Source organism: Micromonospora sp. CNZ303 (assembly GCF_004345505.1).
On sequence record NZ_SLVT01000013.1, the window covers coordinates 43,792 to 64,530 of the forward strand.

Genomic DNA, 20,739 nt, shown 5'->3' on the forward strand with positions numbered 1-20,739 from the left:
CCCCGCCCCGTCCGACCCGGTCTTCAGCCGGCGCAGTTGTTGTTGCGCGCGGGCTGGGTCAACTTCTCCTGGGTGCCGAACTTCGCGTAGACCCGCAGGTAACACGGCAGCTCGACGTCGCCGTAGTAGCTCTGCACCTGGTTGGCGTAGTGCGTGGTGCCGCTCTGCGCGACCTGCCAGCCGCCGGCGTCGCCCGACTGGATCTCCCAGTAGACGTCGCCGGAGCAGCCCTGCAGGCCCTGCGACCAGGCGATGATGTTGGCCCCGTTGTAGATCTCGGACTGCACGAGCGTGCAGCTCGCCGCCTGGGCCGGGCTCGCGCCGGCGAGCAGCCCCACGGTCAGCATCGCTCCGGCTCCGACCGCCGACATCAACCTACGCATGCTCGATCTCCTCCACGATGGACGGCAGGTGTCCACCGGAGGGTATCCCGTACCGGAGATTAGCTCCACGACCATCGTCGATATTGGCGAAAAGTTTTACCGACTCCCCTCCGGCAGACGCCGACCGCCCCGCGACGGCCACACCGGCACGCCGCCTCCACCCTGTGGCTTACATTTAACAAAGTTAATTGATAGCCTCCCGCCATCGACGAGGAGGAATGCCATGCGACTTCGACGTACGATGCCCGCGCTGCTGGCCGGCGCGGCGCTCACCGCCACCCTGGCGGCCATGCCCGCCGTGCACGGCCGCGCCGCCGCGGAGACCGCCCCCGATGTCGCCGTCGCGGCCTGCACCGCGCCGGCCTGGGCCGAGGGGACCACGTACGCCGCCGGCAGCCGGGTCAGCTATGCGGGGCGCTCCTACCAGGCGCTGGTGACGCACACGCCCCCGCCGGGTGCCGGCTGGAACCCCGCCGCGACGCCCTCGCTCTGGACCGACCTCGGCGCCTGCGACGGCGGTGGCACGCCCTCGCCCACCCCGCCCGCCACGTCGGGGCCCTCCCCCACCGCGACCCCGACGCCCACCGCGACGCCCACCCCGCCCGGCCCGGGCACCTGCGCCGGCAAGCCGAAGCCGGCCGGAAAGGTGCTCCAGGGCTACTGGGAGAACTGGGACGGCGCGGCCAACGGCGTGCACCCGCCGCTGGGCTGGATCCCGATCACCGACGCCCGGATCCCCGCGCACGGGTACAACGTGATCAACGCGGCGTTCCCCGTCATCCGCGCCGACGGCACCGTGCTCTGGGAGGACGGCATGGACGCCACCGTCAAGGTGCCCACTCCCGCCGAGATGTGCCGTGCCAAGGCGGCCGGCCTGACCATCCTCCTGTCGATCGGTGGCGCGACCGCCGGGATCGACCTCAGCTCGGCCGCGGTCGCCGACCGGTTCGTCGCGACCGTCGTGCCGATCCTCCAGCGGTACAACTTCGACGGCATCGACATCGACATCGAGACCGGGCTCACCGGCAGCGGGAACATCTCCCAGCTCTCCCCGTCGCAGGCGAACCTGATCCGCATCATCGACGGGGTGCTCGCGCGGATGCCCGCCGGCTTCGGCCTCACCATGGCGCCGGAGACCGCGTACGTGACCGGCGGCAGCGTCACCTACGGCTCCATCTGGGGCGCGTACCTGCCGATCATCAAGCGGTACGCCGACAACGGCCGGCTCTGGTGGCTGAACATGCAGTACTACAACGGCAGCATGTACGGCTGCTCCGGCGACTCCTACCCGGCCGGGACCGTGCAGGGCTTCACCGCCCAGACCGACTGCCTCAACGCCGGGCTGGTCGTGCAGGGCACCACCATCCGGGTCCCGTACGACAAGCAGGTCCCCGGGCTGCCGGCGCAGCCCGGCGCCGGGGGCGGCCACATGGCCCCGGCGACGGTGGCCCAGGCGTGGAACACCTACCGGGGCGGCCTGAAGGGCCTGATGACCTGGTCGCTGAACTGGGACGGGTCGAAGGGCTGGACCTTCGGCGACAACGTGCGGGCTCTCCAGGGCCGCTGAGCCGCCGCGCACCCCGTCCGCCGACCGCGCGGTCGCACCCCTCCGTCGAGCAGGGGCGGACGCGCGGTCGGCGGCGACGCCATGCGCTCAGCCGGCCAGCCAGTTCCGGATCTCGTCGCCGTGCTCGTCGAGGCCCGGCGGCGGCAGGTCGTAGCGCGCCGGGGTGGCGCTCAGGCCGATCGGGTGGCGGATGCCGGGCACGCCGCCGGTGGTGACGACCGGGTCCAGCCCCAGTTCCCGCGCCAGGTCGACGCCGCCGGCGACCGTGTTGATCGGGGCGCACGGCACGCCCGCCGCGCGCAGGTCCCGGAACCACTCGTCGCGGCTGCGCAGGACCAGTCGCGCGACCAGAAGGGGCCGCAGTGCCTCCCGGTTGACCGTGCGGTCCTGGTTGCGCCCGAAGCGGGGGTCGTCGGGCAGGCCGGGCAGACCGAGGACCTGGCACAGCTTGCGGAACTGGCCGTCGTTGCCGGCGATGACGACGAGGTCGCCGTCGGCGGTGGGCAGCGGCTCGTACGGGAACAGGCTCGGGTGCCCGTTGCCCATCCGGAACGGCGTCGCGCCGGCGGCGACGTGGCCGCTGGTCTGGTTGACCAGGCCGGACAGCGCGGAGGAGAGCAGGTCCACCTCGACGTGCTGGCCGGTGCCGCAGCGGTCGCGGTGGTGCAGCGCGGCGAGGACGCCGACGGCGGCGTGCAGGCCCGCGATCACGTCGAACACGGCGACCCCGGCCTTGTAGGGCGGACCGTCCGGCTCGCCGGTGAGGCTCATCAGGCCGGACGCGGCCTGGACCACGAGGTCGTAGCCGGGCAGGTTGGCACCGGCACCGGCACCGAACCCGCTGATCGAGGCGTAGACGATCCGCTCGTTGCCGGCGGCGACGCTGTCGTAGTCGAGGCCGAAGCGCCGCAGGCCACCGGGCCGGAAGTTCTGGATCATGACGTCGGCGCGGCGGGCCAGTTCCCGGGCGACGGCCAGATCGTCGGGGTCGGCGAGGTCGAGGGCGATGGACCGCTTGTTGCGGTTGACGCCGAGGTAGTAGGTGGAGGTGCCCTCCCGCACGGGCGGCAGCCAGGTCCGGGTGTCGTCTCCGCCGGGCCCCTCGACCTTGACCACCTCGGCGCCGAGGTCGGCGAGGAGCATGGTCGCATACGGTCCGGCGAGGATCCGGGAGAAGTCGGCGACGAGAATGCCGCTGAGCGGCCCGGACCGGTGCTCCCCCATCGCCGCTCCCCTTCCCGGTCGACGCCACGGCCGGCGCAGCGGTGTCGTGGCACCTGCCGGGGGCGCGTGGCGATGGCAGGACCACGATGGCACAGCGGGCGCGACGGACCTCGGTCGCCCCGACGGTCCGGGCCGGGGGCGGATGGCGACGGGTCGCCGCCATCCGCCGAGCAGGGGTCAGCCCTTGCGCCACTTCTGGTTGGCGCTGCCCGCGCAGTCCCAGAGCTGGAGCTTCGCGCCGTCGGCGCTGTTCCAGTCCCGGATGTCGACGCACCTGCCGGCCTGGGTGTTCACCAGGTCACCGGCCGCGGTCAGGGTGAACCGCTGCGCGCCCGTACCGTTGCACGTGTAGAGCTGGACGACCGCGCCGTTGCCGGTGGCGCCGCCGTCGACGTCCATGCACTTGTCGTTCTGGCTGCGCAGGGTGTCGCCGGTGAACGTCCACTTCTGCGCGGCGGTGCCGTTGCAGTTCCACATCTGCAACTGCGCGCGGTCGACGAAGTTCGAGTTCGGCACGTCGATGCACTTGTTGTTCCAGTTGCTCAGCACGGGCACCGCGCCGCCGGGGTTCCCCGGTCCGCCGCTCCCGGCGCCGAACGGGCTCAGGACGATTCCGGCCGCGCGGGGGTCGCCGTCGTGGACCAGGGACTCGAACGCGCCGACGTCGTCGAAGGCGAAGGCGTACGCCCTGCCGTCGGTCATGTTGGCGTGGATGACGCGGGCGTAGTGGTTCGTCGGGTTGTTGCGGTAGAACTGGGCGGCGTCGGTGCTGGGCTGGGTGTCGATGGTGCCGAGCGTGCCCCGGTTCAGCGCGGCGCAGAGCGTCCGGGAGATCGGGCCGACGACCGGGTCGTTGGGTGCGGGCAGGTCCCCGTCGCAGCCCCAGACGCTCGCCGAGGAGGGCCGGTTGAAGGAGGCGACCCGCTGGCCGGCGCTGTTGGTGAACGTCATGACGTTGCCCGAGGTCCGCCCGAAGTAGCGGGTATTCGGCTGGTCGGCGAACGGCACCACGGTCAGCGTCCTGGTCGTGTACGCGTTCCAGGCCGACGCGATGTAGGAGTCCAGGTAGGTGGCGCTGAACAGGCCGGCGCCGGCCGCCTTGCCGGGCGCGAGAACCCGCAACACGGTCCCGTCGGAGCGGGTGTGGACCGTGTTGGCCCAGCCCGGCTGGGACCGGATGCCCTCGATGATCGCGTTGCGGCCCCCGGCGACGACGTCACCGGTGCGCTTGGTGACGCCGGTGGCACCGGTCACCGTGACAGCGTGCGGCACCGCGAACATGTCGACCTGCGAGCTGTTGAGCCACAGTCCGGCGTCGTTGTAGGTGAACTCGCTCCAGTCGAACAGGATGTCGCGGTTGGCGTCGCCGGCCGCCCACGGGGCGGGTTGCACGAGGCCGTCCGGGGTGAGGAAGAACTTGAGCTTCTCGCCGAAGGAGAAGTAGACGCGGCCGGAGAACCCGCGCGGGAACCGGATGGTCGTGCTGCCGCCGTTTCCGGGCCCCGGGATCGACGCGTCCGGCGCGGGCGACGGCGGGAGCTGCCCGCCCGACCACGGAACGAAGGTGCCGCCCTGGTTGACGTAGCCGAGGCGGCCGCTGGAGAGCTGCACGCCGATCACGTACAGGTGGACGGTCTCGCCCCGGCCGGTGCTGTTGGTGACCGTGACGGGCAGCAGCGCGGGGCCGACGGCGTGGGCGGGTGCTGCGGCGAGGGTCACCGGGACGGCGGCGACCAGCGCGGACACGGCGGCGAGCAGCCTTCTTCGAAGCTTCACGAAGGTCCTCCTCAGGGTGGTGGGCGGCGCGAGAGAGCGCTCTCTCAGCGTCGGGCCGAGGCGGCTCTCCTGTCAATAGACACAAACCAATGCGACCCGCACGCCGGCTCGTGGGACCGCCTACTCCAGGTGGAAGGTGGCGGAGGCTCGGTCGGCGCTCGAACTCACCGTCTCCAGCTGGAGCAGTCCGGCCGTGACGGTGGCGTTTCGCGTCACGGAGCACCAACAGCAGTGCTGGCCTTGACATTGATGACTGCCAAGGGCTTCCGGTCGGCTCGCGTCGGCCGAACCGCACCGCCGGGACGACCGGCGTGATCAGCGCCGTGGCGGGGCGGCGACGCTGCGACGGGAGACCAGGGAGGGCGCGACCGTCTGCCGCAGCGGGCCGGCGACCTGCGACGACTCGATCTGGGCGAGCAGCAGGTCCAGGCTCGCCCGGGCGACCGCGGCGAAGTCGGGCCGCACGGTGGTCAGCGGCGGGATGAAGTACGCCGCCTCGGGCACGTCGTCGAAGCCCACCAGGCTGATGTCGTCCGGCACCCGCAGTCCGTGCTCGTGCAGCGCCCGCAGCACACCGAGCGCGAGGTGGTCGTTGGCGGTGAAGACCGCGGTGACCTCGGGCATCCGGGCCAACATCTGCCCGCACCGGTACCCGGCCGCCGCCGACCAGTCCGCCGGCAGCAGCGGTGGCAACTCGGCGCCCGCCGCCCGCAACGTCTCCCGCCAGCCCTCGATCCGGCCCGCGCTGTCGAACCAGTCCGGCGGCCCGGACACGTGCCAGACCGTCCGGTGCCCGGCGTCGAGAAGATGCTGCGTGGCGGCGCGGGCACCGGCGACCTGGTCGACCGTCACCAGCGGCACGGGCCGCTTCGGGTCGCCGTCGACGGTGACCAGCGGAACGTCCTTCGGAAGCCGTCCGAGCGCCTCCCCGGCCGACTCGACCGGCGCGATCACCACGATGCCGGCGACCCGGTGCGCGAGGTGCCGCTCCACCGCCGCCGAGATCGACTGGTCGTCGAGGTCGCTCACGCTGCCGACGCTGACCGCGAACCCCGCCTCGGCGGCCGCCTGGTCCAGGGCCGCCAGCAGCGAGGCGGGGCCGTAGAGGGTGGTGTTCTGCGCGACCACGCCGATCACCTGGGACCGGCCGGTGACCAGCGCCCGCGCCGCGCGGTTGGGCCGGTAGCCCAGCTCGGCGATGGCCGCCTGGACCCGCAGCCGGGTCTGCTCGCGCACGTTGGGGTGCCCGTTGAGGACCCGGGACACCGTCTGGTGCGAGACGCCGGCGAGGCGAGCCACGTCCGTCATCGCAGGACCGCGCACGGCCACCTCACCTCTCCCGCCCGCCCCGTCCGGCGACCGCGCCACGTCCGACCTCGACGGAGCGCCTTCGTGATACGGAAACACGCTCGCCGCCGCCAGCCGGTGCGTGCCGGTTGGCCGGCTCCGGACCGCCGACAGTCTACGCCAGCAGTACCGCCGGCCTTGTTCAGCGTGGATCCCGCCCGGGCAGGCACCCGGGACGGGTGCGGTGGACGCGTGCGCACCGAAAGTAGGGTGTCGCTGTGACCTTGACCCCTGCCACCGCCCCGTCCGCCCCCGGCGACATGTTGCTCGCCGAGGTTGAGCGGGTGACGGCCGACGAACCACTCGACGCCGCGTACCTCGAAGGACTGTGCCGGGAGATCGACGGCCGGGTCGTGCGCGGGGACGTGATGATCGGGATCCTGCCGGTCCGCGCGCACGAGGTGCTGGTCCGGGGCTACCTGGCCGCCGCGCGGGCCGGCCGGACCGACGTGTGGGTGTCCCTGGGCCGGCGGCTGCTCGACCTGCCGGTCGCGCAGCCGCCGGCGTGGCCGTCGCCGCACCCGTTTCCCACCAGCGGGAACGACGTCCTGGACGCGACCCTGCGCTGCTTCGTCGAGGCCGCCCGGCACGGCAACCGCCAGGGCGCGTACCTGTTCGCCGCCGTGGGCCGGGAGGCCGTGGGCCAGGTCGGGCGGTACGCGCTGACGTTGCTGGAGCCGCTGCGCGCCGACGACCCGACCGGGGAGGCACGCTACTGGTCCGGCATCGTGCACTACCTGCTGGGCGAGGGCGAGGCGGCGGTCGCGTACCACCGGCAGGCCGCCGAGGCCGGCAGCGCCGACGCGATGTTCGAGCTGCACGTCCTGTACGACACCGGTGACATGGTGGCACGCGACGAGGCGGTGGCGCGGCAGTGGCTGCTGCGCGCCGCCGAGCGGGAGCACCCCCGCGCCCTGTACAACGTCGCGGCCGGGCACGCCAGCGGGCGGGGATTCCCCCGGGACGAGGCCGTCGCCGCCAGTTGGTACGAGCGGGCCGCGAACGCCGGGAACCCGCGGGCCACAGCCACCCTCGGGGTGATGTACCTGCTCGGCTCCGGCGTACCCACCGACCCGGCCCGCGCCGCCGAGTGGCTCGACCGGGCCGAGGCCCAGGGATTCGACGTGGACGGCTGGCTGGACCAGCTCGGCATGCGCCGGCCCTCCTGACCGGGCGGGTCCCGGCCGGGCGGTTGTCGCACCGGACGCGCTCTCCCGCGCGTCGTCACGCCGGATCGGCACCCCAGGCGGCGTGCACGAGGGCGGGTAGCACCTGGGCGGCCGGACCGCGCAGGTTCACGTCGGACACGGCGTCCAGGGGTGTCTCCTGCGGGTTGACCTGGAGCACGGTGGCGCCGAAGCGGGCAGCCACCTGAGGGATCTCGGCAGCGGGATACACCAGGCCCGAGGTGCCCACGGTCACCAGCAGGTCGCACGTGGACGCTGCCTCCACGGCGGCCTCCAACGCGGCGGTCGGCAACGCCTCGCCGAACCACACCACCCCGGGCCGGACGGGGCCGGCGCAGCGCGCGCACCGGGGCGGAGGCACGCGCCGGCCGTCGTCCGGTTCCTCCGCCGCCTCGTCCGGCACCGACGCCGGACGGGCGCAGGCCGAGCAGCGCGGCGCGAAGAGGCTGCCGTGCAGGTGGATCGGTGCGACCGAGCCGGCGCGCTCGTGCAGGTCGTCGACGTTCTGCGTGACGACGACCGCGCCGGGCAGGCGTGCCTCGATCGCGGCCACGGCCACGTGGCCGGCGTTCGGGCGGGCCCGCCGCACGGTGGCGCGTCGCCACTCGTACCAGCCCCAGACCAGCGCGGGATCCTCGCGGAACGCCTCCGGCGTGGCGAGCCGCTGCGCGTCGAAGCTGCGCCACAGGCCGGTGAGGGCGTCGCGGAAGGTCGGCACACCGCTCTCCGCGGAGACGCCCGCGCCGGTGAAGATCACGACGCGGCGCGCCTGCGCCAACAGCGCTGCGGCCTCCCGCATCGACCGCTCCCCCATCGCCCCTGCCCCCTTCGACCCGGACTCGTCGGGCAAGACTAGTGCGGCCTCGATGACGGTCGGGCGGCGCAGCGCCGGTGTCGAAACCGGGCGCCGAGGGCGGCGCGGGCTTCTTCGATGATGCGCACTTCGCCGGCTACGCCCGCCCCGTTTCCCGGCACGCGGACCGGCCGGGCGTCGAGGGCGAACCGGCCGACCTGCGCAATTGCTCCACCGGCCGGCGCGAATCGCCGGAATGGTCACCGAAATGGGAATCCCACGACACCGGGTGGAGGCTGGTGCGATCGCGTACGGCCCGACAAGAATGGTCCAGGCGCTCCAGCGGAAAGGCGTGTCGCCCATGATTGCACCGAAGGTCGTGTCCCGGGACGAGTGGGTCGACGCCCGCAAGGAACTGCTGGACCGCGAAAAGGAGATCACCCGCCTGCGGGACAGGGTCACCGCGCTCCGGCGCGAACTGCCGGCAGTCGCCGTCGAGAAGGACTACTCCTTCACCGGCCCCGCCGGCGCCGTCCGGCTGGCCGACATGTTCGAGGGACGACGACAGTTGATCGTCTACCATTTCATGTTCGACCCGGAATGGGCCGAGGGATGCACGAGCTGCTCGCTGCTGGTCGACAACTTCGGGCACCTCACGCACCTGCACGCCAGTGACACGACACTCGCGGTGGTCTCCCGCGCCCCGTTCACGACCCTCGCGGCATTCAAGAGCCGGATGGGCTGGCGCTTTCCCTGGTATTCCTCGCACGGCAGCGACTTCAACTACGACTTCCACGTCACCATGGACCCGGCCGTCGCCCCGGTGGAATACAACTACAAGGACGCCGAGACCCTGGCGGCTCAGGGCCTCACCCACCACCTGCAGGGCGAGGCCCACGGCCTGAGCGTCTTCGTCCGCGACGGCGACCGCATCCTGCACACCTACTCCGTGTACGGCCGCGGCCTCGACCCGCTGCTGAACACGTACAACTACCTCGACCTCACGCCGCTGGGCCGGCAGCGCTACGTCAACGAGTTCCCCCACCACGACACCTACGACACGGACGCGGCCGGCAGCCACAGTCACTGACCACCCGCCGCCGACCGGCGGCGTCGGTCATCCGGGCACGCAGTTGTTGCTCTTGCGCCTGACCGTGTACTCGGTGTCGTCGTGGGTGATGCCCGACGGCACCCCGTCGAAGTACGCCTCGACCTTCTCCCAGCCCCGGCGCTGCTCGTAGTGCAGGTGCGGCGCCCCGGAGTTGCCGGTGCTGCCGACCCGCCCGATCTGCTCGCCCTGGGCGACCCGCTGACCGACCCGGACCAGCGGCGGTTCGAGCAGGTGCAGGTACTGCGTCTCCCACTTGCCGCCGTGGTCGATCTTCACCCAGTAGCCGCCGCCGCGGCCACGCGGCCCGTCCGGGTCGTCGGGCGTACGGCCACCGAGCGATCCGTTGATCCCCGCCACGGTGACCTCCCCCGCGTAGGACGCGAGCACCGGCCGTCCCCACGCCCTGCCCTCGGTCGGGAACAGGTCCACGTCGTAGTCGTCGTGACCGGGATAGGTCCCCAGCTGCCACGTCTCGCCGCACGCGACGGGAAGCTGGAACAGCGGGCGCGGGCCCGCCGGCCGTACCAGCGGCACCACCACCGCGACGACGAGGACGGCGACGGCGAGCAGCACCGCGACCGCGCCGGAGACGAGCACGATGCGGGTGCGGCGGCTGCGGACGCGGCGGTGGGTGCGGGGGGTGGTGGGGCGACCGGTCGTCACCGGCCCGAGCATGGCAGACGCCGGCAAGGCGCCCCTCCCCGATCCCGCGTGGCGCCCGCCCGCCGGTGGGGAGAGTGGACGGGTGGCGATGAGCGCGCTGCTCTACCTGCTCGGGCTGCTGGCCTTCGAAAAATGCGGGTTCGACCTGGTGGGGCGCAGTGTTGCGCCCGGCATCGGGCTGCTGCTGGCCGCCACACCGGTGGCCCTGGACACGCCGGCGCTGGGATCGGCGGTCGTCGGCAGGCGCCGGGCGGATGACGGGTCGGCGGGGTGGCCCCCCGACCGCCACAATGGTCGGCGTGCGGAGATCAACGCGACGCCTGCTCGGCGACCTCGACGCGCTGGCCCACCGGGAGCGGATGGCGACGCTCGCCCGCCGCGCCCGCGAGGCGGCCGCCACGGGCGAACTGCCGGAGATCCTGGCGGACCTGCGCGCCGAGGCGTCGTCGTACCACCGGTTCCTGGCCGTCACCGCCGCCGAGATCGTCGGCGACCACGCGGCGGTGCGGGCGGCGCTGGGCGACCGGCACGGCACGATCCGCGCGGTCGCCGTGAAGGCGGGCCTGCGCGCCGGCTGGCTCGCCGGCGACGACCTGCGCGCGCTCGTCCGGGACGCGCCGGCCGACCTGCGCCACCTGGTCTACCGGTCGCTGCGGCACCTGCACCGACCGGCGGTCGCCGACGACCTGGTCGACGGCGTGCTGGGGCGCTTCGGGGCCGTCGAGGCGGTCGCCCTGCTGCCCGCCTGCGGGGCGGACACCGTCCGCCGGCTGCTGCCGGTCGTCGAACACGCGTTGCCGGGCTCGGTCTGCCTGGCCCGTCGCCACGGCGACGTGGTGCTCGACCACGCCGAGTCCACGCTGCCCCACCTCCAACCCGACGAACGGGACCGCTGGTGGACGACGCACGGCAAGAGGGTCCTGGTCGCCGGCCGGCGCCGACCGGAGCGCGCGCTGACGCTGCTCGAACGGTACGCGCCCACCGGGCACCTCCCCGGCGACCTCGCGCACTACGGGCCGCTCGCCGCGTCGGCGCCGCGACGGATGCTGGCCCTGCTGACCGCGCCGTCCCGCGCGGACTGGGTGGCTTACCAGTGGCTGCCCCCGGCGCTGCTGCGTCGGCTCGCCCGGCTGCCGCAGGCGGACCTGGTCACGCTGGGCCGGCGGGTACGCGGCCGCAACAACGCCCTGGACCGGCTGTTGGGGGCGCTGCCCCCGGCGCGCCGGGGCGACCTGTACGACGCCGTGTTCGCCGACGTCGAGACGGCCACCCTGATCCCCGACGCGCCGCTGATGGAGGTGCTGCCGCACGACTGGCGGGAGCGGGAGGCGCGCCGGGTGCTCGCCCTCGACGACGTCCGCCACGACGAGGCGCAGGTGCGGTCGTGGAGCGCCCTGCTGCCCTGGCCGGCGGCGTCGGCGGCGCTCGCCCCCGCCCTGCGCGCCGCCGACGCCCACGACCGCGCCGTCGCGTACCAGCTGCTCCTGGCCGCCGCCGGGCGCAGCCGCCACCCCGCGGCGGCGGCCGAGGCCCTGACCAGGCTGGATCGGCTGCGCAACGAGCAGGACCCGGTCCGGGCAGTGGCGCTGACGGAGCTGGCGAACCTGGCCCCGTTGCTGCGCGCGGACGCCGTCGAGGCGCTGACCCGGATCACCGTCGACGCCACGACCACCCGCGACGCCTCGACGCGCACCCTCGCCGCGCTCGGCACCCTCGCCGCCCGGGTGCTGGGTCGGCACGTCGACGAGCCGGCCCTGCTGCGGTGGGCGCTGGACACCCTCGACCGGCTCTTCGGCGGGCACCGGCTGCCGCCACTCGGGCGGCTCGACGAGACGCTGCGGCGCGGCCAGGAGACGCTGGTCTTCGCCCGGCTGCGCGGATGGGTCGAGGCCGGTGTGGCCCGGGGGCAGTTCACCGCGTTGTTCGCGGTGACCCGGGCGCTGGGGCGGCGGGCCTGGCAGCTGCCCGAACTCCAGGAGCTGCTGCGCCGCGCGACGACCCCCGGCACCGTGGCCGCCGTCGTGCGGGAGGCCGTCGAGCTGTGGCTGGCCGACCCGAGGACCCGGGCGCAGCGCGTGGCGTACGTGCTGGACTCCGACAGCTCCACCGTCACCATCCCCGTGGTGTGGCGGACCGTCAGCGCCCGACGTACCGACCTGCTCGACCGGGTGCTGCGTCACCCGCCGAAGGGGGCCTTCCTCACCGCCGGCACCCGCTGGATCCCGGGCCGGCCGGTGCACGTCGAGCGGTGGCTGCCCCGCCAGCAGGAGGCGTTCGTGCGGCTCCAGGCGCGCCTCGCCGCCGACGCCGGCACCCCGCTGCACCACCGGGCCGCCGCCGTACGGGCCGCCGCGCGGGTGCCCGACGCCGGGCGGGAGCTGGTGCTGCGCCACGTCGGCTCGCCGAACGTCGCCCTGGCCGAGGCGGCCCTGGAGTCGCTGCCGTGGACCGACCGGCCCGCCGAGGCGCTGCCGCTGCTGCTGTCGCACGCCGACGACGATCGGGCCAGGGTCGCCCTGTACGCCGCCACCCGCGCCGTCCGCTTCACCCGCCCGGCCGACCTGGTGGCCCCGCTGTCCGACGTCGCCCTGGGGCGGGGCAAGGTGACCAGCCGCAAGCAGGCGGTCCGGCTGCTCGGCCGCTTCGGTCCCCCGGAGGCGATGGCGGTACTGGTGTCGGCGTGGCGCCAGCCCGGCCAGCACCGCGACGTACGGGCCGCGATCGTCGACGCCGCCCGGCAGCGGCTGCACGCGCCGGAGAGCTGGCCGATCCTCGAGGAGGCGATCGTCGGGAGCCGGGAGGAGTCGCTGGCCGTGCTGGCGACCCCGCCCGGCGGAATCGCCGCACCGGATCGCCCCCGCTACGCCGCCCTCGTCGCCCGGGCCTGCGCGAGCCCCGACCGGGAGCTCAGCCGGCTGGCCTGGCCCCGGCTCGTGCACTGGCTGCCCTGGGCACCCGACCTCACCGACCTGCTCACGGCGGCGCTCACCGACCTGGACGGGCAGTACGACTGGCAGTCGGTGCGCCCGATGCTGACGGCGGTGCTCCGTCACCCGGACCGCCCCGAACGGGAGGTGCCCGTCACCGCGCTGGACGCCCTCGTCCGGATCGACGACGCCGACGCGGACCTCGGTGGCCCCGCCGGGGACCGCCCCGCCCGCCGGCGGATCGACGACATCGTGGCCACGGCGGCCTGGACGCTCGGACCACTGGCCGACCCCGCGCCGGTCCGGCGGGCGGCGGCGGAGTTGGGCCGGCACCGCGCATACGTGGCCCAGGCGGGCACCCTGCTGACCAGCGCGCTGCCGCTGGGGGACACGACGTCGGCGCGGCTCACCGCCGAGATCCTCACGATCGCGGAGCTGGTGGCGGGTCGGCCGGCGCTCGCCGCCCGGCTCGCCCACCTCCTCGCCCAGCGCACCGGCTCCCCGACGGCCCTGGACGCCGCGCCGACACTCGACACGGCCCGCGCCCTCGCCGCGCGGGGCGAGGCCACCACCGGCCTGTTCGCGGTGGCACTGGCCGGCGCCGGTAGGGCGTTCGGCTGGTCCGCCCCCTGGCGTGACGTGCTGCACCTGCTGCGCCGGCACCCGGTCGCCGACGTCCGCGACGCCGCCTTCGACATCTCGATGCAGGCGACGTGATCCTCTGAGGCTCGCCGGGACGACGCCCGTACGGCGATGTCCGCCTGGCCCGGTGCCCGCCGCCGGAGCGGGGCAACGGCCGTCCATCATGGCCGGTAGGGTGTCGTGGCCATCTACACGGGGGATCACGAATGAACGTGCGTAGGAATGCTCGTCTCGTCCTGGGCGTCGCCGTGCTCGGCGCCGGCGTCGCCGTCGGGCCGGCCGCCGCCGTCGCCGCGCCTGCGCCCGAGACCGCGAAGCTCGCCGCGGTCACGGAGAAGGACCCGGAGACGGGCAAGAACAAGCGCTACCAGGTCGGCCCGGACGAGGTCGCGCCGGTCGCGCTCGGCGTCACCAACGTGGGCGACACCGCGACCAGGGGCCTCGTCGTCCAGCTGCGCGTCTACAACGACATCGACTTCGCCGCCAGGTACGACAACTGTTGGTACGCCGTCAACAGCAACCAGGACACGGCCTGGTGCGAGTTCGACGACCAGCTCGACGTCGAGGCCACCCTCGCGCTCACCGGCCCGGTCGTCAAGACCGCAGCCGGGGCCCAGGCGGATCGGCTCCCCGCCATCGTGTTCCGCTGGACGAGCAAGGAGTGGGCCGACGGGCACGGCGGCGTGCAGGCCCTGGCCCAGCAGGACGCGGGGCTGGGCACCACGGCGGTGCGGGGCACCGGCGGCACGCTGAGCCTGACGGCGAGGACGCTGCCGATCTCGGCCAACAAGTCTCCGCTCAACTTCGCCTACGTGGGGCTCACCACCGCGCCGTCTCCCGAGCCGACCCCCTCGGCCACCGCCTCGCCGAGTGCCACGCCCTCCGGCGTGCCGACAACTCCCGGCACCAGCCCGGCCGCCCCCGGTGACGGTGACGCTGGCGCGGGCGGCGGGCTGCCGGTGACCGGCGCGGGCACCACCACCCTGGCGGGCATCGGCGTCACGCTGCTGCTCCTGGGCGGCGGTGGCTACCTCGTCGCCCGCCGTCGCCGTACCCGCTTCTCCGCCTGACGCACGCGCGAAGCGCCCCCGATCCGCGCGGGTCGGGGGCGACCGGCGGGCACGCTCACTCGTCGGCGGCGGGGATGTCCTGCGGCAGCAGCGTACGCAGTTGCTCGGCGGTCGGCGCCGCCACGTCCGCGAGCCGTCCCGCCTGCCGTTCGATCATCGCGTTGAACAGCTTCCGCGCGCCCCGGCCGTTGCCGAACACCGGGTCGTGGACGGCCTCGACGAGCCGCTCCAGCAGGGCGTCGCACGTCGGCGCGGTCAGGTCGTAGCCGTGCTGCCCGGCCAGCGCGGAGATGATGGCGAGCAGCTCGTCGGGGGTGTAGTCGACGAACTCGATGGTCTTGGTGAACCGGGACGCGAGGCCGGGGTTGGTGGCCAGGAACTGCACCATCTCCTCGGAGTAGCCGGCGACGATGACGACCGTCTCGTCCCGGTGGTCCTCCATCAGCTTCACCAGCGTGTCGATCGCCTCCAGCCCGAAGTCCGAGTTGGTGCCGAACGTGCGGGCCAGCGCGTACGCCTCGTCGACGAAGAGGACCCCGCCGAGGGCCCGTTCGAAGGCCGCGGCGGTCTTCAGCGAGGTGCTGCCCAGGTACTCGCCCACCAGGTCGACCCGCGCCACCTCGACGACCTGCCCCTTGGTGAGGACGCCGAGCTGCGCGAGCAGCCGCCCGTAGATCCGCGCGACGGTCGTCTTCCCGCTGCCGGGTGACCCGGCGAAGACGAGGTGCCGGCTCACCGGCGGCACCGGCAGGTTTGCCCTGCGGCGCTGTTCGCCGACGCGGATGAGCTGGATCAGCGTCCGCACGTCCCGCTTGACCGCGGCCAGGCCGACCATGCCGTCCAACTCCGCCAGCACGGCGTCGACGTCGACGCCGCCCGACGCCGGACGGGCGGGCACGCCCGCCCCGCCGGCGGAGCCGGCCCGCTCCCCGGGAGCCGGCACGACCGGGGCGGCCGGCTGTTCCGGGGCGGTCACCGACACCCGCGCGAGGTCGGCGCCCCGGACGGACTCGCCGGCCACGTCGACGAACTCGCACCGGTCGACCAGCACCGGGGCGTCGGTCTCCACCTGCACGCCGTCCCCGCCGCAGGCGCGCAGCGTGCTGGCCCGCAGGGTCAGCCGGGACTGCTCCCGCAGCAACATCCCGGAACCGGTGGTCCCGGTGACCGTGCTGCCGGTGAGGTGCAGGGCGGCCTCGCCCGCCCCGGTCACACCGACGGTGCCGCCGGAGAACACCGCGTCGGTGAGGGTGACCGCGATCGCGTCGGTGCCGACCAGCCCCACCGGGGCGTTCTCCACCCGGACGTTCGTACCGGTGAGCCGGCCCGCTCCCCCGGCGGCGATCCCGCTGCCCGTCGCGCCCCGGATGGTGGCGCCGTCGAGGCGGACGTCAGCCTCGACGGTGCCGTCGAGCACCACTCCCGCCTCGCCGCCGTCGACCGTCAGGTCCGTCAGGGTGGGGTCGCCGCCCTGCACGATCACCCCGTAGCGGCCCGGAGCCTCGATCCGCACGCCGGTGTACCGGCCGGCGGCGGCCCGGACCAGCAGCGCGTCCTCCCGCGACCCGCGCAGGACGCCGCCGCGCACCAGCGGCGCCGCCCCGTCGACCACGGCGATCGCGGGCAGCCGGCTGGCCGTCACGTCGCAGTCGGTGAACGTGCCACGCGCACCGCTGACGTAGATGCCGTTGCGGCCGACGCCCTCGATCCGGCAGCGACGCACGTCGGGCTCGGCGCCACCGGAGACCTCGACGCCGCAGCCCTCCAGGTCCGACAGCTCGCACTCCTCGACCAGCCCGCCGGCGGAACCACTGAACACCAGCCCGCTGCCGCGTCCGCCGGAGACCCGGCACCGCCGCACCGTCGGCCGGGAACGGCCGCCCGCCGTGACGGCCCCGACGCGTACGCCCGTGAAGTGGCAGTCCTCGACGGTGCCGCCACCGCCCTCGAAGGCATCGAAGCCCCGGTCGGTGTCCCGCACGTGGCAGTGCCGCACGGTGGGCCGGCTGTCCCGTTTGGACAGCACGGCGTACTCGTCGAGGTCCCACAGCCGGCAGTTCTCGACGACCCCGCTGCCGTCGACGAACGCCACGCCCCGACGCATCCCGCTGACGTCGCACATCCGCACGTGCACGGTGCTCCGCTCGCAGAGCACGGCGTTGAAGGCCTGCCCGGTGACGACGCACGACTCGACCGTCAGGGCGGCGCGGAGCGCCGACACCGTCGCCGGCGCGTCCGCGCTCCACGTCCGCAGCGTCAGCCCCTGGAGCACGACCTGCGCGTCCTCGCCGTACACGACGGGCGCGGCGGCGCCGCTCTCCACCAGCACCGGCGGCCCGCCCGGCACCGCCGCCCGGATCGTGACGGCCTTCGACCGCACGACGATCTGCCCGTCGTAGCGGCCCGGCTCCACGACGACCACCGCGCCGTGCGGTGCCGCCGCCACCGCCGCCCCGATGTCCCGGTAGGCGTTCGCCCTGCCCAGCGAGACCAGCAGCGTCGGTACACCCACGTGACCCGTCCCCCCGCCCAGGCCGCGCCACCGACGGCGGCGAGGCACCAGGAGCATAGATCGGGCCCGCCCCCCGTTCGCGGCCCCGGGGCTCGACCTGAGCGTTCCCGTGCCCGCGCCTGTCCGGTCCCGGCGCGACGGCCGCACGGCCCCCGTGCTCAGAAGTCGTCGTCGAAGGCCACGGTGCCGCTCACCCCTACCTGGTACGCCGACACGCGCCGCTCGAAGAAGTTCGACAGCTCCTGGACGTCCTGCAACTCCATGAACGCGAACGGGTTGGTCGACCCGTAGTGGGCGGGGATGCCCAGCTGCGCGAGCCGCCGGTCGGCGACGTGTTGCAGGTACTCGCGCATGTCGGCCAGGGAGAGCCCGGGCACGCCCTGGCCGAGCAGGTCCTCGGCGAACTGGACCTCGCACTCGACGGCCTCGGCGAGCATCTGCCGCACCTGAGCGGCCAGCTCGTCGTCGAACAGGTCCGGCTCCTCCCCGCGTACCGTCTCCACCACGTCGAAGGCGAAGGCCATGTGCATGGACTCGTCGCGGAACACCCAGTTGGTGCCGGACGCCAGGCCGTGCAGCAGCCCCCGGGAGCGCAGGAAGTAGACGTAGGCGAAGGCGCCGTAGAAGAACAGCCCCTCGATGCAGGCGGCGAAGCAGATCAGGTTGAGCAGGAAGGCGCGCCGGTCCTGTCGGGTACGCAGCTGGCGCAGCTCGCCCAGCGAGTCGATCCAGCGGAAGCAGAACTCGGCCTTGCGCCGGATGGACGGAATGTTCTCGATGGCGGCGAACGCGGCGAAGCGTTCGGCCTCGTCGGGCACGTAGGTGTCGAGCAGGTTGAGGTAGAACTGGACGTGCACGGCCTCCTCGAACAGCTGCCGGGACAGGTAGAGCCGGCCCTCCGGGGAGTTGACGTGCTGGTACAGGTTGAGCACGAGGTTGTTGGCGACGATGGTGTCGCCGGTGGCGAAGAACGCGACGAGGCGGCTGACCAGGTGCCGCTCGGCCGGGGAGAGCCGGTCGAGGTCGGCGAGGTCGGCGTGCAGGTCGACCTCCTCCACCGTCCAGGTGTTGCGGATGGCATCGCGGAAGCGGTCGAAGAAGTGCGGGTAGCGCATCGGGCGCAGGGTGAGATCCATCCCCGGGTCGAGCAGCATGTGTGTGGTCCTCGGTTCGCTGGTGGTCGGGGTGGTCACTGGCAGGCCTCGCACGACTCGGGGTTCTCCAGGGAACAGGCCAACGCCTCGTCCACGGTCGTCACCGGCGCGACGACGCCGGTGGCACGGGCCGGCCCGACGGGCGCGACGGTGGCCTGCTGGATCCGGGTGGCCGGCCGCGAACGCAGGTAGTACGTCGTCTTCAACCCGGCCTTCCAGGCGTACAGGTACATCGAGGAGAGCTTGCCGATCGTCGGCGCGGCCAGAAACAGGTTCAGCGACTGCGACTGGTCGATGTACGGGGCGCGGGCCGCGGCCAGGTCGATCAACGCCCGCTGCGGCAGCTCCCACGCGGTACGGAACAGCTCCCGCACCTCGGCCGGCAGTTCCGCGACGTCCTGCACGGAGCCCTCGGCGCGCTTGATCGCCGAACGGATCCGCTCCGTCCACAGGCCCCGGGCCTTCAGCTCGCGTACGAGGGCGGTGTTGACCTGGAGGAACTCCCCCGACAGGGTCTCGCGCTTGAACAGGTTGGACACCTGCGGCTCGATGCACTCGTAACAGCCGGCGATCGAGGCGATGGTGGCGGTCGGCGCGATCGCCACGAGCAGCGAGTTGCGCAGCCCGTACGCGGCCACGCGCTCCCGCAGCGCGCTCCACCGCGCCGTCTGGGTGCCCGTGACGCCCCACAGGTCGGGTTGCAACTGCCCGCGCGCCGCCCGGGTCTGCCCGTACGCCGGGTGGGCGCCCGAGCGTCGCGCCAGGTCGGCGGAGGTCTCCAGGGCCGTCAGGTACAGCTCCTCGCTGATCCGGGTGGACAGCTCCCGGGCGGCCGGCGAGTCGAACGGCAGCCGCAGCGCGAAGAACACGTCCTGAAGGCCCATCAGGCCGAGCCCGACGGGCCGCCAGCGGGGGTTGCTCGCCGCCGCCTGCGCCGTCGGGTAGTAGTTGATGTCGATGACCCGGTCGAGGTACGTCACGGCGGTGCGGACGGTGGCGCGCAGCCGCTCCCAGTCGATGCCGTCCGCGCCCAGGTGGGCGGCGAGGTTGACCGAGCCGAGGTTGCACACGGCGGTCTCGGCGTCGCTGGAGACCTCGACGATCTCGGTGCACAGGTTGGACAGGTGCACCACGTTGCCCGCCTCGGCGGTCTGGTTGCACAGCCGGTTCGCGGCGTCCTTGAACGTCATCCACCCGTTGCCGGTCTGGGCGAGGGTACGCATCATCCGCCCGTACAGCTCCCGCGCCGGGACCTGCCGCACGTAGCGGCCCTGCTCCTCGGCGGCCCGGTAGGCCGCGTCGAACTCCTCGCCCCACAGGTCCGGCAGTTCCGGCACCACGTCGGGGTCGAACAGCGACCACACCCCGTCGGCCTCCACCCGGCGCATGAACTCGTCCGGGATCCAGTTGGCCAGGTTGAGGTTGTGGGTGCGCCGGGCGTCCTCGCCGGTGTTGTCGCGCAGTTGGAGGAACTCCTCGACGTCCGGGTGCCACGGCTCCAGGTAGACGCAGGCCGCGCCCTTGCGCCGGCCACCCTGGTTGACCGCCGCCACCGAGGCGTCCAGCGTCCGCAGCCACGGCACGATCCCGTTGGACTGCCCGTTGGTGCCCCTGATCAGCGCGCCCCGGGAGCGGACCCGGGAGAACGCGATGCCGATGCCCCCGGCGAACTTCGACAGGTTCGCCACCTGCGCGTACCGCTGGTAGATCGAGTCGAGCTCGTCGCGTGGGGAGTCGACCAGGTAGCAGGAGGACATCTGGGTGTGCCGGGTGCCGGAGTTGAACAGCGTCGGCGAACTCGGCAGGTACGCCAGGCTCGACATCAACCGGTAGAACTCGATCGCCTCGTCCGGTGCCTGCGACAGGCCGCAGGACACGCGCAGCAGCCAGTACTGCGGGGTCTCCAGCACCAGCCGGCTCGTCGGGTGGCGCAGCAGGTACCGGTCGTAGACCGTACGCAGCCCGAAGTACTCGAAGCGCAGGTCGCCGCGCGGGTCGACGGCGGCGTCGAGGACGCCGGCGTGGGCGGCGACGAAGGCCGCGGTGTCGTCGCCGATCAGGCCCTCGGCGTGGCCGTGCCGGATCGCCTCGCTGAAGGAGCCGATGCCCTGCCGGCGGACCTCCTTGTCGACGTAGCCGGCCAGCAGGCGGGCGGCCAGCCGCGAGTACTGCGGCTCCTCACCGATCATCTCCGCGGCGGTCTGGATGGACAGCCGGTCCAGTTCGGCGGTCGTCGCTCCGTCGTACAGGCCGCTGATCGTCCTGGTCGCCACCCGCAGCGGGTCGACGTCGGCGAGGTCGTCGGCCCACCGCTCGACCGCGCGGACGATCCGGTTGACGTCGACCGCCTCGGTGCCGCCGTCGCGCTTGCGGACCCGCATCT

14 protein-coding genes are annotated in these 20,739 nt (G+C 73.7%); 5 read left to right on the top strand and 9 right to left on the bottom strand.

All coding sequences use genetic code 11. The annotated features are described in order from the left end of the window. Positions 1 to 23: 23 nt before the first annotated feature. Positions 24 to 383: a hypothetical protein gene (locus EV374_RS20675; RefSeq protein WP_132237832.1), complete on the bottom strand. Its 360-nt coding sequence runs from the start codon at positions 381 to 383 to the stop codon at positions 24 to 26. A gap of 223 nt (positions 384 to 606) precedes the next feature. On the opposite strand from EV374_RS20675, the gene EV374_RS20680 reads away from it, so the two are divergent. After that, positions 607 to 1,950: a carbohydrate-binding protein gene (locus EV374_RS20680; RefSeq protein ID WP_132237835.1), complete on the top strand. Its 1,344-nt coding sequence runs from the start codon at positions 607 to 609 to the stop codon at positions 1,948 to 1,950. Positions 1,951 to 2,037: 87 nt separating this feature from the next. Here EV374_RS20680 and EV374_RS20685 read toward each other — a convergent pair whose 3' ends face one another. The 3 genes from EV374_RS20685 to EV374_RS20695 all read right to left on the bottom strand — a co-directional run bounded on the left by EV374_RS20685 (position 2,038) and on the right by EV374_RS20695 (position 6,258). Further along, on the bottom strand, positions 2,038 to 3,174 hold the full coding sequence (locus EV374_RS20685) for a CoA transferase (RefSeq protein WP_132237837.1): 1,137 nt from the start codon (positions 3,172 to 3,174) through the stop codon (positions 2,038 to 2,040). Positions 3,175 to 3,351: 177 nt separating this feature from the next. Further along, on the bottom strand, positions 3,352 to 4,950 hold the full coding sequence (locus tag EV374_RS20690; RefSeq protein WP_132237839.1) for a beta-1,3-glucanase family protein: 1,599 nt from the start codon (positions 4,948 to 4,950) through the stop codon (positions 3,352 to 3,354). A 315-nt stretch (positions 4,951 to 5,265) separates the two neighbouring features. Then, complete coding sequence (locus tag EV374_RS20695; RefSeq protein ID WP_207914413.1) at positions 5,266 to 6,258, bottom strand: LacI family DNA-binding transcriptional regulator; 993 nt, start codon at positions 6,256 to 6,258, stop codon at positions 5,266 to 5,268. A gap of 257 nt (positions 6,259 to 6,515) precedes the next feature. Between EV374_RS20695 and EV374_RS20700 the strand changes: the two genes are divergently transcribed. Further along, positions 6,516 to 7,466 carry a tetratricopeptide repeat protein gene (locus EV374_RS20700; protein WP_132237843.1) on the top strand — a complete coding sequence of 317 codons (951 nt, stop codon included), beginning with the start codon at positions 6,516 to 6,518 and terminating at the stop codon, positions 7,464 to 7,466. Positions 7,467 to 7,521: 55 nt separating this feature from the next. Here EV374_RS20700 and EV374_RS20705 read toward each other — a convergent pair whose 3' ends face one another. Then, positions 7,522 to 8,283 (bottom strand): SIR2 family NAD-dependent protein deacylase, encoded by a 762-nt coding sequence (locus EV374_RS20705; protein ID WP_486485876.1) that lies wholly within the window; start codon positions 8,281 to 8,283, stop codon positions 7,522 to 7,524. Positions 8,284 to 8,638: 355 nt separating this feature from the next. Here EV374_RS20705 and EV374_RS20710 point away from each other — a divergent pair, with 355 nt between their 5' ends. Then, entirely contained in the window at positions 8,639 to 9,367 is a 729-nt protein-coding gene (locus EV374_RS20710) for a DUF899 domain-containing protein (protein ID WP_132237847.1), read from the top strand. A 27-nt stretch (positions 9,368 to 9,394) separates the two neighbouring features. Here EV374_RS20710 and EV374_RS20715 read toward each other — a convergent pair whose 3' ends face one another. Next, positions 9,395 to 10,063 carry a M23 family metallopeptidase gene (locus EV374_RS20715; protein ID WP_132238100.1) on the bottom strand — a complete coding sequence of 223 codons (669 nt, stop codon included), beginning with the start codon at positions 10,061 to 10,063 and terminating at the stop codon, positions 9,395 to 9,397. A 278-nt stretch (positions 10,064 to 10,341) separates the two neighbouring features. Here EV374_RS20715 and EV374_RS20720 point away from each other — a divergent pair, with 278 nt between their 5' ends. After that, complete coding sequence (locus EV374_RS20720; RefSeq protein ID WP_132237849.1) at positions 10,342 to 13,695, top strand: hypothetical protein; 3,354 nt, start codon at positions 10,342 to 10,344, stop codon at positions 13,693 to 13,695. 131 nt (positions 13,696 to 13,826) lie between these two features. Beyond that, entirely contained in the window at positions 13,827 to 14,690 is an 864-nt protein-coding gene (locus EV374_RS20725; protein WP_132237851.1) for an LPXTG cell wall anchor domain-containing protein, read from the top strand. A gap of 55 nt (positions 14,691 to 14,745) precedes the next feature. Here EV374_RS20725 and EV374_RS20730 read toward each other — a convergent pair whose 3' ends face one another. The 3 genes from EV374_RS20730 to EV374_RS20740 all read right to left on the bottom strand — a co-directional run bounded on the left by EV374_RS20730 (position 14,746) and on the right by EV374_RS20740 (position 20,737). Continuing rightward, the gene (locus tag EV374_RS20730; RefSeq protein ID WP_165947852.1) at positions 14,746 to 17,202 is read right to left on the bottom strand and encodes a right-handed parallel beta-helix repeat-containing protein; all 2,457 of its coding nucleotides are present in this window, start codon (positions 17,200 to 17,202) and stop codon (positions 14,746 to 14,748) included. A gap of 158 nt (positions 17,203 to 17,360) precedes the next feature. Further along, a complete protein-coding gene (locus tag EV374_RS20735) occupies positions 17,361 to 18,356 on the bottom strand; it encodes a ribonucleotide-diphosphate reductase subunit beta (RefSeq protein ID WP_132237855.1) in 996 nt (331 codons plus the stop codon). Between the two features lie 35 nt (positions 18,357 to 18,391). Then, positions 18,392 to 20,737 carry a ribonucleoside-diphosphate reductase subunit alpha gene (locus EV374_RS20740; protein ID WP_132238102.1) on the bottom strand — a complete coding sequence of 782 codons (2,346 nt, stop codon included), beginning with the start codon at positions 20,735 to 20,737 and terminating at the stop codon, positions 18,392 to 18,394. Between the last annotated feature and the right edge of the window lie 2 nt (positions 20,738 to 20,739).